Genomic DNA, 15037 nt, shown 5'->3' with positions numbered 1-15037 from the left:
TGCTTGCCTGCTAAGGAGGCAAGTTATGTTAGGTTGGGTCATTTCCTGCCACGACGACAAAGCACAGGAACTGCTGGATCGTTTGGAAAAAAAATATGGGCCGCTGCCGCAGTGTCGGGCCGTCAATTACTGGCGAGGGCTGAGTTCAAATATGCTCAGCCGCATGATGTGCGATGCGCTGCATCAGACTGATTCTGGGGACGGGGTTATTTTTCTCACCGATAACGCGGGCGCTGCCCCGTATCGCGTGGCCGCGCTGATGAGCCATAAGCACAGCGGCTGCGAAGTGATCGCGGGTATCCACTATTCATTAATTGAACAAATGATTCCTCTGCGGGATTCCCTCAGCAGCAGCGCCTTTCGCGAGCGCATTGTGACGCTGGGTTCGCCCGGAGTGACCAGCCTGTGGCATCAGCAGCAGAAAAATCCGCCCTTTGTTCTGCTTCACGACCTGTATGAGTCTTAAACATTGGTATTGATGTAGCTTTTGTTACAATAGTAGAGTCGTTTCCCGCTTCGGTTATTGCTCATGGCTATACGTACGGTTGTTTTCTTCCTGCTTTTCCTCACCGGCAGCGTGGCCGCCGCGTTGCCCACACGTTATATGCAGACAACTGAGGATGCCGCTATATGGGCGCGTGTCGGCAATAAAACGATGACCGTGGGCAACCTGCGTGCCGGGCAAATCATCGCCATTGAGCCCGATGTTGAAGACTACTACACCTTTAGCTTTGGTTTCGGTAAGGGCTTTATCGATAAAGGCCACCTTGAGCCAGTGCAGGGTAAACAGCGCGTTGAGGATGGGCTGGGGGATTTAAACAAACCGCTGAGCAATCAGAATCTGGTGACCTGGAAAGACACGCCGGTCTACAACGCGCCGGATATCGGTAGCGCACCACTCGGTACGTTGGCGGAGAACCTGCGCTATCCGGTTATCAACAAGCTGAAAGACCGGCTCAACCAGACCTGGTATCAGATTCGCATCGGGGAACGTCTGGCCTATATCAGCGCGCTGGACGCCCAGCCGGATAACGGCATTCCGGTCATTACCTACCACCATATTTTGCGCGATGAAGAGAACACCCGTTTTCGTCATACCTCCACCACTACCTCGGTACGTGCCTTTAGTAACCAGATGACCTGGCTGCGCGATATGGGCTATACCACGCTGACCATGTATCAGCTTGAGGACTATGTTCATAATCGCGCCAATCTTCCTGCGCGCGCGGTGGTGATAACCTTTGACGATGGGCTAAAGTCGGTCAGCCGCTACGCCTACCCGATACTCAAGCAGTACGGTTTTAAAGCCACGGCGTTTATCATCACCTCGCGCATTAAGCGCCATCCACAGAAGTGGGCGCCGAAGTCGCTGCAGTTTATGAGCGTTTCCGAGCTGGAAGAGATTAAAGATGTTTTTGATTTCCAGTCACATACCCACTTCCTGCACCGGGTAGATGCTCACCGTCGGCCAATTTTGCTGAGCCGGAGCTATCACAATATCCTGTTTGATTTTGAACACTCACGACGGGCGCTGGCGCAGTTTAATCCGCACGTGCTTTATCTCTCGTACCCGTTCGGTGGCTATAACGCGACGGCGGTGCAGGCGGCGAGCGATGCCGGTTTTCATCTGGCGGTGACGACGGTAAAAGGGAAGGTGAAGCCGGGGGATAATCCGATGCTGCTGAAGCGTCTGTATATTATGCGGACGGATTCGCTGGAGACGATGTCGCGGCTGATAGTCAATCAACCGCAGGGGTAAGGTTAGTAGTAGGACATCAACACAGTGGCGGCGGCTTTGAACTCTCCGGCCTTCATCGGATTACCGTCTTTGACCAATTGAGCGCTAAAACTAAATACGTTGGCCGTGGTGTTTGAACCGGTATTGAAGTTGTAGCGTGTTTCGAGGGATGAGTTTGGGATGAGTTGACTGTAGGTCCACCCGCTCAGCAGTTTGACGCCTACGCCGGAGGCGGCATTGCTGGTGAGCGTATTCCCCAGCAGGTCGTTACTGCTTCCCGTTGTTTTATTCGAGGTGATTTTCACATCAGCGCCAAACAGGTTATTGCAGCCTTTAAGTTGTACGTACACATCCTGGCTACGCGTTGATTGATTAAAATCGGCAAACATATAGTCACCGAGATCGATATTGGTTGAGCCATCGCTCAGCGCTGCGGCCTGGCAGGTGGTGGTAATAATGGGGATTTGAAAGCTGCTTGGCGTAACGTTGAATGTCCAGGGCTTGTTAGTTCTATCGGTTCTGTCGCCAATTGCCATTTGCCCCAGTGAAAAGCTGGTTTTGGGCGTTAATGTGGTGACACCGCCGGTATTTCCGCCGAACTCATAGTTGTACTGAAAAATATGAATGAGTGCCTTCCAGGTTTTATTTTTCCAGCGTTCGTCGTTGTGATCGGCTTCCACCACAACCCAACCATCGTCGCTGCTCGAGTCCGAACCCTTGAAGAAACCGCCACCGGCATCGGAATAAATTTTGGCAGTAAAGTAGATACCGGGAATATTGGTATAATACCGGACTGCGCCATCATCATATGCGCTCGTTGCGTAAACATAAGAATAATCGGGCTTGCCTTTTAATACCTCGCCATTCTGACCTATGCTACAGGTAGATTGCAGCGAGGGGCTCAGCGTTAAATCTACCGTGGCGAGCAATATCTCATCACTCGAATTCATGGGGCCGCCGGACTGGCTCCAGCGAATATTATTTGAGGATATGCCATTGACCAGCGTTGTCGTACCACCGCTGCCGTCATCAAACCGACACTCAATCGCGGCATGCACTGGGCCAGTTACTATTAACAGCGCGGCGAGCAGAAAATAAAGACGCCTTGCCGGTTTTCGTCGTGTGATAAACATAGGAAACCTTCCTTCATCCTGAATTAGTTATAAATGGTGCTGACCAGTACGTTGCTGGTAATTTTTCCTGCGCTAACCGGGCCGGTATTTTGTGGCCGGGCATAGAACTCATACTCGGTGGCCCAGGCATTGTTTTGTATATCAATGGTGACGCTAGAGGTACCATCGCTGTTGAGTACATTGGCGTGGTGCGCCGTTGAGAAAATAACAATCCCGACGTTATCCGCGCCGCTTTCTGTCGCTGGCGTTTCGTTGATAAACACCTGCTTGCTACCTGTTGGCCACCGCCCGCTTTGCGGCTGGAAGCTGAAGCTCAGCGTATTCACCGTCATATTATCTTCCGGGCAGCTTTCTACGTTTATTGTAAAGGCGGTACCCGCAGCGGCGTCGGTGGGGGCAAGGCGTGAGCTGCCGTCAGGGTTATAAAACCACCCCTTTCCGACGGTAGGGAGATGTACCTGACCGCCGTCAGACACGGATATCTGGCAGGTGTTTTCAACAATATTGGCGCTGAGGGTCATCTCCAGGTTGGCGTCGCCCGCCTGACAGGTGCTTACGGCTGCCAGGTACGTTAATAGGCTGAAGATGGTGCGTATTTTTTTACTCAGCGTGAATAACACGATTTTCTCCCAACCTTATCCGCTATTGATACGTTACCAGGAAGGTGACCGGGGCGCTGACGTTGCCAGCCGTGACGTCGCTGATAGTTCGTGTCTTGGCAATCACGATGCGGGCATTCATCTTAACATCGACATCGGTATCGCTAATGGTGATGTTCTGTGCGGGTTTGGTATTGCAGCTTAATAGCGTTCCTGCGCCTGCCTCTCCCTTCCAGATTTCAAAGCCGGTGGCGTTGCCCGCGGAGAATGAATCGCCGTCAGAATCCGGGCCAGAACAGCCGCCGCCGCTGCCGGAAGTGGCCTGAATGCTGGCGGATTTAACACCCATACAGTCGCTGAAGGCAATTTTGAAGGATTCGCTGCGGCTTTGTGCCACCAGATCGGATTTAAATACGTCACCAAAAGCGAGCGTGCTGATGGCTTGCCCGCCCGCGCTCTGGATTTGTGCTGTGCAGGTGCCGGCTTCAATGGTTGAGGTAAACGTTGCCTGGACGCTAGTCGTGCCGGTGATGTCGGCGAGGGTTACCGGAGAAAAACACGCGGTGGCCAGGGTGATAGTAATCAAAGATATCAGGGTACGCATTTTCATTTTTTTGGCTCCTTGCCGTTACTCATACTCGAAATTAAACGTTGCGGTGGCGCTGAAAATACCGGTTGTTCCTTTACCGGTTGCCGTTTCCATGAGCCGAGCAACTAATGGCACTTCCTTGGCGCTGATTTCGCTTGATGTCCAAAGCAGGCTTTTGGCATCGTCGGTGGCGTTGATTTCAAAAGGTTGATCGGGCGTGATGGCCCGGGCAATGCTGACGCCAACGTTGCTGGCCGCGTTATTGGTCGCCGAATTGCTAATCGCCGTCTGAATGCTGGAAGCGGTACCGGTGATGGTGGTTTTCAGTTTGGTTAAGCTTGACGGGCAATCGACGATTTTGAGCTTAAACGCGGTAGTCGCGGAGCTGTCGGCGTTGACGATTTTATCCAGTTGGGTAATCCCGCCGCTGCCGATGGGAATAATATTGTTTGTGCCGTCGCCGGTGCCGCCTTCAAGGGTCATATCGCAAGTTGTCTCACGAAGCGTCGCGGTAAAGGTCAGGTCGAGGTTGATCGTGCCGCTAGCCATAGACGGCGAGCTTACGCACAGCGTCAGCAAGATGATAATACGTATAAAGAACCGTGATGATTGCATAAAACACTCCTTGTGAAATTAATCCATCTGGCAGGTTTGGTTATTCAGCATGATGCTCAACCCCACCTTTTGCGCAGACTCCGTAATGCGATATGTCACTGTACAGCTGCTGTTGGCGGTATTTCCCCATATGACGCGTAGCGTGCCATTGTCCTGCACGCCGCGGACATAAGCCTGCCCCGCCTGGCCGACGGCGCCGATGGAAAGCCCTTTTTCATTGAGCACATCTGCGCCAAGCGGGATAAAACCGTTGTCTGAACGGTGCAGATCGAGCAGCAGAGAGCGGCCCTGATCGGTTTCAAAATCGACTCGAATGACGGCGCCGCTGCGCGGTATGGCGATGGTGCTGGTGCTTTTAATCTCCACGTCGGATTCCAGGCTGGAGATATCAAGACCAATTGTGTTTTCCCGATAAGCAGACAAATACGGCATGATGGCGTAGCCAGAACCGTCGATAACGCCATCGCCGGTTGTTAAGCGTGAGCCCTTTGCCCCGGGAGCGTTGACCAGCGCCAGCGTATCTGTGTCGCCGATGCTGCCGGGAGCAAGCGTCATTCCTCCGGAGTGCAGCAGCATACCTCCGCTGTAGCTCAAGGATGTCTGGCGGTTACTTCCGTCTGCGGCGGAGGCGGAGAGGCTTAATGGACCATAGGCGCTGTTGTAGCTACCGTATCCGCCGATTTGTTTGGTATCGCTGCCATCAGCATGAGTAGCGCTGGCATTGATGCTGTAGCTAAATCGGTAATCTTCGGTATTACCGTTAGCGCTGGTATTCAGCGTAGAATTATTTTTGAGGTCTGAACTCAGGCTGGTGTTGATACTGGAGAATCCGGCCGTGGATTTTTCGTGACCAAACAGCGTTTCAAGTGGAATGCTCAGGTTGATATATAGCCGGTCGTCTTTTTCGCCATATTCGTTGTAGCTGCGCTGTAATGAGATACTGTAGCTGCCCAGGCTGAACGAGTTGTTATAACCCACAGAGTATTGAGATGTGGTGCTACTGTTATTCCAGTAGTTTTGCCAGCTTCCTGTCAGATAAAGCGAGCCATAGTCCTTTTTTTCCGCCGCCAGCGGTTGGCTCACATTCATCTGTATTTGGTTTTTCATCCGTTGATAGCTGTTATAGGTGCTGTTGCTATCGTTGCCCGTGCTGCTTTGGATTTCGTCGGCGAGCGTGGCGGCATCGCTTAGCGTCAGATAGTTTGCCGTTGAAAAACGGTAGGCGGCGACGTTGAAAGAGGTGTGTGTCGGCTCAATCAGCTTGCTCCAGGAGAGGCGATAGCTTTGGCCGCTTAGCGCGCCCAGGCCGCTAATGTCAGCGTCGGAATAGGTGGCATCCAATGAGAATGCACCCAGCCGCGTATTGACTGCCAACCCCAACAAGCCGGAAAAATAATGGTTATCGGCATACTGCGCGCCAGCGTATCCCGTGACAAGATCCGTTAAGCCGTAAAAGCCGGAGAGATAGCCCACTTTGGGGCGTGTCTTCAAATTGCTATCATTCAGCTCCCCTACGCCGATATCCCAGCGGGCATTGCCGGGGCGAATCAGCTGGCTGACGGAAGAGTAAGGTACGGAAAAGGTTCGCTGGCTACCGTCCGACTCTTCGACGGTAACCACCAGATCGCTGCCATAGCCCACGGTGCTCAAGTCGCTAATTTCGAATTCACCCGGCGGAACGGTGCTTTCATAAATTTTATTTCCGCTTTGCGTCACGGTGACTTTAGCATTGCTGGTGGCAATGCCATGAATCGTAGGCGCATACGTCGAGATCCCGCCCGGCAGCATACGGTCATCGTTATAAATACGCATTCCGCGCAGGTTGAAAGCGTTAAATACATCGCCACGCGTATAGGAATCGCCAAGCAACAACTGTGAATGTAGCTGCGTGAGGTCGCGCTGTAGATAAATGTCCTGGCTGGCGTAGTCAGCGCCGTTGTCCTGATCCCAGTTGAGAGTGCCTCGTGAACGCAGGTGCCACGGCCCGATATTCAGACCATATTTCAGGCCAGCATAGGCGGTTTCAGTCGTGCTATTGGCGCTATGGCTGCGCCATGCGTTGAGATCATATGAAAGCATAGCTGCTGCGATCCCGTCATCCCAGAGCGAAGGATCAATATAGCCATTCGGGTGTCTGTCGATATAAATCTGCGGCGAATTGAGGTTGAGAACCTGGGTACTGGCGTCGAAATCCCAACTCATACCGGGGAAGGCGCTGGTGATATCAATGCAGGTATCTTCGTCGTATTTTTTAAGTTTTTCTTTAATTGCATCCGCTTTAATCCCTATCTGCATCAATATTTTTTTGGTGAAGCAGGGTGTGGCTCGCGGGGTGTTATTATCCTTAAAGGTAAAATTGGTCAACAGCTTTTTTCTTTTGTTTAGTGATAGTTGGGTTTTGAATGTACCAGGAACGATGGGGTTGCCTTTTGAGAAGCGGCTAATGTCAATATTATTACCGGTGTTAAATAAGAATTGATCGTTGAATTCGACTTCTTCATCAGAAGGTTGAGGCGTAGAGGTATCGGCCGCAAAGGATGGAGCCTGAGCAGCAAAATAGATAAAAATGCAGTAAATCGAACGATGCAGTAACAATCTCTTCACTAATCCATTAGTTACTAACAGCAGCAGCACTGCTAGCGGGTTGTTATGTTATTTTATGACCGTCTGGTGTTGTTCTACTCCACCGAAATCATTAATCGATGCGTAGGTAATTTGGGTGACTTTCGTCGAACTGGTACGAGTGAATGTCATTGCCTGGCTACTGAACGGCGCGACAACGTGCGGCTCAACTTCTTCTGATGTGCTACCAGACTGAGCGGTGACTTTTGCCAGCGAGATGTAATAGGGTGAATCGTTGCGTGCAACCAAAACAGGCTTGCTGTTTTGCTGTTGCTGAGACCATGTTAATTGTGCCGCTGCGGCTGAAGGCGAGCCTTTCAATCCATTTGGGCGGAAGAACATTTTGATACGGGTGCGGAACGCCAACTGCAGCATATTTTGGGTTTCAGCGTTTTTGGCTTTTGGCGGCACTTCAAGTACGTTAAACCAGTACATGGTTTCTCTGTCCTGAGCGAGTGGCTGCCCAAGCCAGGTGATACGCACCGTCTGGCCTTTTCCGGCATCAACACGTGATACTGGCGGTGTGATGATGAAAGGAAGCTTCAGTTCCTGTGGGTTAGTGGTATCGCGGCCATCGTCTAGCCAGGTTTGCACTAATAGCGGTTTTCCTCCTCGGTTTTCCATATTTACCGTCACGTCTTTGGCTGATTCCGGGTAGATAACACGGGTGCCGGAAATCACTATATCGGCGAGAGCGGCATGAGATGCCAGAAAGGTTGCACCAAACAATAGTGCAGATTGGGTGGTTTTAGTCAGACTCATCATATTCATCCATAAATATTAAAGGCGCTTCACCTGATAGGTAAGCGCCTGTGCATCAACGTAATTATTGATAGGTCATTGTGAAGGTCACGTTACTGTTCACGCTACCAGCAGTGATATCGTTTGTGCCTTTGGCCCAGTCAGCGCTGGGAACATAGGCCACGCGATAGGAGAGCGTGCCTTCACCAGTACTGGTGTCGGCGGCTTGGGTATTGTTGCCAGCGAGCCCGATGTTAATACGAGTTTTATCTGCGCTAGCGTTGTTGTAGAGCGCCAGGTTGACGTTGTTAGCGTGGCCTGCCACAGTGGGGTCGCTTTTTAGCGTACCGTTAGTGAGATCGGCAAACTGCTGTGAGGTAAAGGTGGCGGAGGCGCTCGCTTGTCCGTCCGGGCAATTAGTGAGCTTCAATTCGAATTCTTTTTCACCCACCCCTTTATCGAGGGTTGTGCCTTCAACATCGGTTTTCTGTACGACAGGGAGTGAAATGGTGACATTGTTTGCATCAACGCCGTTATTGGTTGTGATGGTACAGGTCGTATCCGTGACTGCGCCATCAAAAGTAATAAGACCTATATCAGCAGCCTGTGCTGAAAGAGAACCCATTGTCGCTACGGCGAAGGCAGTAGCCAGTGTTGTTTTATAAAACATATATAACGTCCATTTATGAGTGATGATAAAAATTAATTCATTTAATTTCCTGACAACACTTTGGATTATATGTGCGAATTACAATTCTTTGTCGTTATATTTTCTAAAGGGTGCGTTAAGTTATATTTGAATCTAGTGGCGTATGCCTCAATAATACTGGCATGCAGCACCATCTGTAGCCATCTTATGCGGCTTATTGCTGATTTTGAGAAAAGGATTAATTCAAGAAAGTAGGAGGGAACTCGCAATAGATAACACGATGACGGGTTATACTAATTTATTAAATGTATTATGATGTCCCGTTACATGGAATAAAATGTGCGGAGATAACCTGACTCAGGCTGTCCCCGCAATTTGCTTCAAGCTACCTGTACCGGAATGGCTTTCGCGGTGCGTTTCATTTCGTTGTCGCCTTCGAAATAGGCAACGTTCGGGCGCCAGGTACGCGCTTCTTCATCACTCATGGTTACGAAGCTGGCGATGATAACGATATCGCCTACGTCAGCGTTGTGCGCCGCAGCGCCGTTGACGGAGATGATTTTCGAACCGCGTTCTGCCGCGATAGCGTAGGTGGAGAAACGCTTGCCGTTGTTCACATTCCAGATATCAATGGCTTCGTTTTCCAGAATACCGGCGGCGTCGAGGAAGTCCTGGTCAATCGCGCAGGAACCTTCATAGTGCAGGTCGGCATGTGTGACTTTCACGCGGTGGAGTTTGCCCTGCAGCATTGTGCGAATCATAGCGTTTACCTTTAATTCTTAACGGAAACAAAGCAGTTCACGACTGCTTTGAGAAATTTCGCAGGCAGTATTGCCCGATTTATACCAGGTGTCCATATGCGATTAACCTTGCTTACGATTAATTGCGCATCGACACGCATAACCTGCTGCAAACGGTATCGTCATTGCAGAATGACGCCCCGGAGTCAGCGCTAATGCGCCTCGTCCGGGCTGCCCGATTGTAGCCCGGTCAAGCGAAGCGCCGCCGGGAAAGGGCACGAAAACTACAGCTCTACGCTCTGGTTATCAATCAGACGCGCCTGGCCCAGCCACGCCGCCATCAGGATCACCGCACGTTTGCTGCTGTCGGTCAGGTCGAGCAGGGTATCGGCATCGCGAATCTGAATATCATCGGCGCGGAAGCCTTTCTCGTTCAGTTCCTGCTCGGCGATCGCAATCATCTCGCCCTGATCACGCTCACCGGCTTTCAGTTTTTCTGCCATGTGGCTCATCACCTTGTACAGACCTGGCGCGATTTTACGCTGGTCTGCGGTGAGGTATCCGTTACGGGAACTGAGTGCCAGACCGTCTTTGGCGCGGATAATCGGCACGCCGACGATCTCAATATCGTAGCCAAGATCGGCCACCATCTTGCGGATCAGCGCCAGCTGCTGGAAGTCTTTCTCACCGAAGCAGGCGATATCCGGCTGAATCAGGTTGAATAGCTTGCTGACGATGGTTGATACGCCACGGAAGTGGCCTGGGCGGCTTGCCCCTTCCAGCATGGTGGAGAGGCCTGGTACATCAACGAAGGTCTGGCCTTCCAGGCCCTGCGGATAAATCTCTTTTTCCGCAGGAGCAAAGACGAAGTCGACTTTACGTTTGTTCAGCTTCTCGCAGTCTTCCTGCAGCGTACGCGGATAGCGTGCCAGGTCTTCAACACGGTCGAACTGCATCGGGTTAACGAAGATGCTGACCACCACCACGTCCGCACGGGTTTTGGCTTCTTCAACCAGCGTCATATGACCGTCGTGCAGGTTGCCCATAGTGGGAACCAGCGCAACGCGTTTACCTTCCTGACGCAAACGGCGAATATGCTGGCGCAGCAGCGGCAGGGTTTCAATAATTAACACAACAAGACTCCTTAAATACGATGCCTGATGGCGCTTCGCTTATCAGGCCTACGCGTGCCGTTATAGGCCGGATCGGGCGCGAAGCGCCACCATGCGGCGTAATGGCGAGCAGGCCGATAAATTAATGGAAACTGTGTTCTTCACCCGGATAAACACCGGACTCTACTTCGGCAATATACTGCCGTACCGCGGCGCGCATGTCGCCCGCTTCGGTGAGGAAGTTTTTGGCGAATTTAGGAATATGGCCGCCGGTGATGCCGAACGCATCGTGCATCACGAGGATCTGTCCGTCGGTGACATTGCCCGCGCCGATGCCGATAACCGGAATCGACAGCGCCTCGGTGACGCGTTTTGCCAGCTCAACCGGTACGCACTCCAGTACCAGCAGTTGAATACCCGCGGCTTCCAGCGCCAGCGCGTCATCCAACAGCACCTGGCCTGCGTCACCGCGACCCTGAATTTTATAGCCGCCGAACACGTTAACCGACTGCGGGGTTAATCCCAGATGGCCACAGACCGGTACCGCACGCTCGGCCAGCATTTTGACGGTGTCGGCAAGCCACGCGCCGCCTTCAATTTTGATCATATTGGCCCCGGCGCGCATCACCGTGGCGGCATTTTCGAAGGTTTGTTCCGGCGTGGCGTAAGCCATAAAAGGCAGGTCGGACAGCAGCAGACAGTTCGGCGCCCCACGGCGCACGGCGCGAGTGTGGTAGGCGATGTCTTCAACGGTCACAGGCAGGGTGGAATCATGGCCCTGAACGGTCATGCCAAGAGAGTCGCCAACCAGCATCACGTTGATGCCTTCGTCTGCGAACAGTTTGGCAAAGCTGTAGTCGTATGCCGTGATGGTCGCAAAGCGTTTTTTCTCTTGTTTGCATTTCTGCAATAAAGCGATGGTGGTAGGTTTCATAATAATCCCTGATGGTAAGATCGTATTACCCGGCATTCTAACAGCCGAAATCAGGGGGGCAATGACTTTAGGCAAACGATATCAGGTAGAGCAGGGATCGCTAAAAAAGGTAGGGCACGCTACCAGCGCGCAGGGCAGTTTTCCGCCACTGCATCAAGGCGCTGACGCAGGCTGATGCCATCAGGGAAGATAAGCTCAGGGGCAATTTCGAACAGCGGCCACAGCATAAAGCCGCGGTTGTGCATGTCGTAGTGCGGGACGGTCAGATTATCGGTATGAATAATTTCCTGACCAAATAGCATGATGTCTAAATCGAGGGTACGCGGACCCCAACGTTCGGCTTTGCGCTGACGCCCCTGTTGCAGTTCGATACGCTGGGTATGGCTGAGCAGCTCGTCGGCGGCAAGTGCGGTCTCCAGCGCCACAGCGGCGTTCAGATAATCGGGTTGATCCTGTGGGCCTAACGGTGGCGTGCGGTAATACGAGGAAACCGCCACGATACGGCTGTCGGGAATATCGCCGATAGCCTGTACGGCAGCATTAACCTGCTCCAGAGGAGAGGCTAAATTACTGCCGAGAGCAATGTAGGCGAGGGTCACGAGGAACCTTCACGACGCGGTGCGCGTTTGCGTGGACGGCGGTGACGACGACGGGTGTCCGGTTCATCGCCTAGCTCGTTGAGCATATCTTTCTGAGCCGGTGGCGCAACCACCTGGAACTCGCCCCACCATTGGGTCAGACGCTGTAGTTCGCCGTTGTGCTCGGCTTCGGCACGCAGGGCCAGCAGATCGTATGCCGCACGGAATTTTGGATGCTCCATCAGCTTCCAGGCGCGTTTACCCTGACGACGGGACATCCGCAGTTGAAGCTGCCAGATATCACGTACCAGCGTAGTAATACGTTTTGGAATGGCCAGCGAGCGGCAGGCTTCATCCAGCACTTCGTTCATCGCCAGTGCGAAGGCATCGTAATAGGCCAGCCCGCTCTCCTGCGCGATTTTCTGCGCCATCTCCAGCAGCGGATACCAGAACATCGCGGCGAACAGGAATGCCGGATTTACGCGCATATCGTTGCGAATACGGGTATCAGTGTTCTTCAGCACTTGAGAGATGATGCGTTCCATCGGGCTATCACCGTCTTCAGTGAAGTAACGGGTGATGGTCGGGAACAGCGGCTGGAACAGATTGTATTCGCGCAGCAGCTTGTAGGTTTCGAAACCGTAGCCTGCCTGCAGCAGCTTGAGTGCTTCTTCGAACAGGCGCGCCGGCGGCACGTCGTTCATTAAGGTTGCCAGACGCGGAATAGGCTCAGCGGTTTCCGGGCTGATACGCATATCCAGCTTCGCGGCGAAGCGTACGGCGCGCAGCATGCGCACCGGGTCTTCACGGTAGCGGGTTTCCGGGTCGCCAATCAGACGAATCACGCCGTCGATCAGATCCTGCATACCGCCAACGTAGTCACGAACGGTGAAGTCCGCCACGCTGTAGTAAAGGCTGTTGATGGTGAAGTCGCGGCGCTGGGCGTCTTCTTCGATGGAACCGAAGATGTTGTCGCGCAGCAGCATGCCGTTTTGCCCACGCTGTGAGGTGGTGCGATCGGACTGGCCGTCTTCGTGGTGACCACGGAAGGTGGCGACTTCGATAATTTCAGGGCCGAACATGACGTGCGCCAGACGGAAGCGGCGACCAACCAGACGGCAGTTGCGGAACAACTTGCGAACCTGGTCAGGCGTGGCGCTGGTGGTCACGTCGAAATCTTTTGGTTTTTTGCCCAGCAGCAGGTCGCGAACGCCGCCGCCGACGAGGTAAGCCTCGTAGCCTGCTTTGTTCAGACGATAAAGAACCTTGAGGGCATTCTCGCTGATATCTTTGCGGGAAATAGCGTGCTGCTCGCGCGGAATAACGGTCATAGCAGGTTTAGCGACGGCGTTTTCAGCCTCGCTTTCCTCACGGCTTAGCACCTTGCGGCAAAAATTAGCGACTCGGGTAAAAATGGTGCACCTCGGTAATATCAGTATCCAGGACAAAAAAATAGCGGCTAATCATAGCTCAGCATTACGCATTTGAGAATGGCGGATTGATCTTCGCCGTCTCGGGCACCTGTGCAAGCGACCAACTGGCGACCGCATTTTGCAATATTTCCGCCGTGCTGAAATCCTGCCATTGCGCCGGAATATCCTGGCCTAAAAAGCGTAGCGCCTCGATAAGTACGGGGCGTGGATCGCCGGTTGGTAGGGCAGGTGCATGATTTTGCTTAGAAAGTTTAGCACCATCTTCATTCAATGCCAGCGGCAGATGAATATAGTCAGGTGCCTGCCAGCCAAACTGCTGGTAGAGCGAAATCTGCCGTACGGTGGGTTCAATTAAATCCGCACCGCGCACAATTTCTGTGACCCCTTGAAACTGATCATCGACCACCACCGCGAGATTATAGGCAAACAAACCATCACGTCGATGAATAATGAAATCTTCGCGAGCGAGACGTTCGTCGGCCTTGATAGTGCCGCGCAGCAGGTCGGCGAATTCGGTCACCGGGTGCGTTTGACGCAGACGCAGGGCCGCGTTTTCGGGGCCGTGGTTGAGGTCACGGCAGTGTCCGTCATAGCTGCCGCCTATGCTTTGAATACGAGCGCGCGTACAGGTGCAGTAGTAGCACAGGTTCTGGCTTTTCAACCATGCGAGGGCTTCACGATAGGCATCGTGCCGCTGCGATTGCCAGAGAACGTCGCCGTCCCAGTGGAGGCCGTAATGTTCCAGCTGATGCAAAATGGTGGTTGCAGCACCGGGAACTTCACGAGGAGGATCGATATCTTCGATGCGAACTCGCCAGATACCCTGCTGGGCACGAGCTTGTAGATAGCTTCCCAGTGCAGCAATGAGCGAACCAAAATGCAGTTCACCGGAAGGGGAAGGGGCAAATCGCCCTATATAAGGTTGTGTCGACATGATTATTGCAATAAAAAACAACAAGGCGGGAGAGATTCCCGCCTTGAAGATAGAGAGTTAGCGTTCTCTTAACCTGCCATCTGCTTTTCGCGGATTTCTGCCAGCGTTTTGCAGTCAATGCACAGGTCAGCCGTCGGACGTGCTTCCAGACGACGAATACCAATTTCAACACCACATGATTCGCAGTAGCCGAAATCTTCATCTTCGACTTTCTTCAACGTCTTCTCGATCTTTTTGATCAGCTTACGTTCACGATCGCGGTTACGCAGTTCGAGGCTGAACTCTTCTTCCTGCGCGGCACGGTCTACCGGGTCCGGGAAGTTTGCAGCTTCGTCCTGCATGTGAGTAACGGTGCGATCGACTTCATCCCTAAGTTGATTACGCCATGCTTCAAGAATACGTCGGAAGTGCGCCAGCTGGGCTTCGTTCATATACTCTTCGCCCGGTTTCACCTGGTACGGCTCCACCCCTGCGATGGACAGAATACTCAGGGACGATGTTTTACGGTTTTGCCCTTCTTGCATGTTGTTTCTCCTTAACACGCACTATCGATCCCCGTGTTCGGGGGAAAAATCAGGCCGCTATAAATAACAGATGCTTTTCCACATGGCAATTATCTA

16 protein-coding genes are annotated in these 15037 nt (G+C 52.7%); 2 read left to right on the top strand and 14 right to left on the bottom strand.

The window, feature by feature from the left end; genetic code table 11:
• The first annotated feature begins 25 nt into the window (after positions 1-25).
• The gene (locus MY052_RS19765) at positions 26-466 is read left to right on the top strand and encodes a PTS sugar transporter subunit IIA (RefSeq protein ID WP_123650784.1); all 441 of its coding nucleotides are present in this window, start codon (positions 26-28) and stop codon (positions 464-466) included.
• A 63-nt stretch (positions 467-529) separates the two neighbouring features.
• On the top strand, positions 530-1759 hold the full coding sequence (locus MY052_RS19760) for a polysaccharide deacetylase family protein (RefSeq protein WP_248537685.1): 1230 nt from the start codon (positions 530-532) through the stop codon (positions 1757-1759).
• Positions 1760-1761: 2 nt separating this feature from the next.
• Here MY052_RS19760 and MY052_RS19755 read toward each other — a convergent pair whose 3' ends face one another.
• The 14 genes from MY052_RS19755 to dksA form a co-directional block, all read right to left on the bottom strand.
• Positions 1762-2871, bottom strand: a complete 1110-nt coding sequence (locus tag MY052_RS19755; protein ID WP_248537684.1) for a fimbrial protein — start codon at positions 2869-2871, stop codon at positions 1762-1764.
• A 23-nt stretch (positions 2872-2894) separates the two neighbouring features.
• Positions 2895-3491, bottom strand: a complete 597-nt coding sequence (locus tag MY052_RS19750; protein WP_420828626.1) for a fimbrial-like protein — start codon at positions 3489-3491, stop codon at positions 2895-2897.
• Positions 3492-3513: 22 nt separating this feature from the next.
• Complete coding sequence (locus tag MY052_RS19745; protein ID WP_248538973.1) at positions 3514-4074, bottom strand: fimbrial protein; 561 nt, start codon at positions 4072-4074, stop codon at positions 3514-3516.
• A gap of 24 nt (positions 4075-4098) precedes the next feature.
• Positions 4099-4674: a fimbrial protein gene (locus tag MY052_RS19740; protein ID WP_338033433.1), complete on the bottom strand. Its 576-nt coding sequence runs from the start codon at positions 4672-4674 to the stop codon at positions 4099-4101.
• Between the two features lie 18 nt (positions 4675-4692).
• A complete protein-coding gene (locus tag MY052_RS19735; RefSeq protein ID WP_248538971.1) occupies positions 4693-7269 on the bottom strand; it encodes an outer membrane usher protein in 2577 nt (858 codons plus the stop codon).
• A gap of 57 nt (positions 7270-7326) precedes the next feature.
• The gene (locus MY052_RS19730; RefSeq protein WP_248537683.1) at positions 7327-8061 is read right to left on the bottom strand and encodes a fimbrial chaperone; all 735 of its coding nucleotides are present in this window, start codon (positions 8059-8061) and stop codon (positions 7327-7329) included.
• Positions 8062-8122: 61 nt separating this feature from the next.
• Positions 8123-8707, bottom strand: a complete 585-nt coding sequence (locus MY052_RS19725; protein WP_315405163.1) for a fimbrial protein — start codon at positions 8705-8707, stop codon at positions 8123-8125.
• Positions 8708-9066: 359 nt separating this feature from the next.
• Positions 9067-9447: an aspartate 1-decarboxylase gene (gene panD / locus MY052_RS19720; RefSeq protein WP_035891933.1), complete on the bottom strand. Its 381-nt coding sequence runs from the start codon at positions 9445-9447 to the stop codon at positions 9067-9069.
• A gap of 263 nt (positions 9448-9710) precedes the next feature.
• A complete protein-coding gene (gene panC, locus MY052_RS19715; RefSeq protein ID WP_202216455.1) occupies positions 9711-10559 on the bottom strand; it encodes a pantoate--beta-alanine ligase in 849 nt (282 codons plus the stop codon).
• A 121-nt stretch (positions 10560-10680) separates the two neighbouring features.
• Entirely contained in the window at positions 10681-11472 is a 792-nt protein-coding gene (gene panB, locus MY052_RS19710; protein WP_035891935.1) for a 3-methyl-2-oxobutanoate hydroxymethyltransferase, read from the bottom strand.
• Between the two features lie 119 nt (positions 11473-11591).
• Positions 11592-12071, bottom strand: coding sequence for a 2-amino-4-hydroxy-6-hydroxymethyldihydropteridine diphosphokinase (gene folK, locus MY052_RS19705; protein ID WP_202216454.1), 480 nt, complete (start codon positions 12069-12071; stop codon positions 11592-11594).
• A complete protein-coding gene (gene pcnB, locus MY052_RS19700; protein ID WP_202209294.1) occupies positions 12068-13465 on the bottom strand; it encodes a polynucleotide adenylyltransferase PcnB in 1398 nt (465 codons plus the stop codon). Before pcnB ends, folK begins: the two co-directional genes overlap by 4 nt.
• A 61-nt stretch (positions 13466-13526) precedes the next feature.
• On the bottom strand, positions 13527-14417 hold the full coding sequence (gene gluQRS / locus MY052_RS19695) for a tRNA glutamyl-Q(34) synthetase GluQRS (RefSeq protein WP_248537681.1): 891 nt from the start codon (positions 14415-14417) through the stop codon (positions 13527-13529).
• Between the two features lie 68 nt (positions 14418-14485).
• On the bottom strand, positions 14486-14941 hold the full coding sequence (dksA, locus tag MY052_RS19690) for an RNA polymerase-binding protein DksA (protein WP_035891939.1): 456 nt from the start codon (positions 14939-14941) through the stop codon (positions 14486-14488).
• Positions 14942-15037: the final 96 nt, after the last annotated feature.

Origin of the sequence: Kluyvera ascorbata, assembly GCF_023195735.1 — a bacterium.
GTDB lineage: Bacteria > Pseudomonadota > Gammaproteobacteria > Enterobacterales > Enterobacteriaceae > Kluyvera > Kluyvera ascorbata.
Note: the sequence above shows the minus strand (reverse complement) of the source record. Positions and strands in the feature narration are given on the sequence as shown.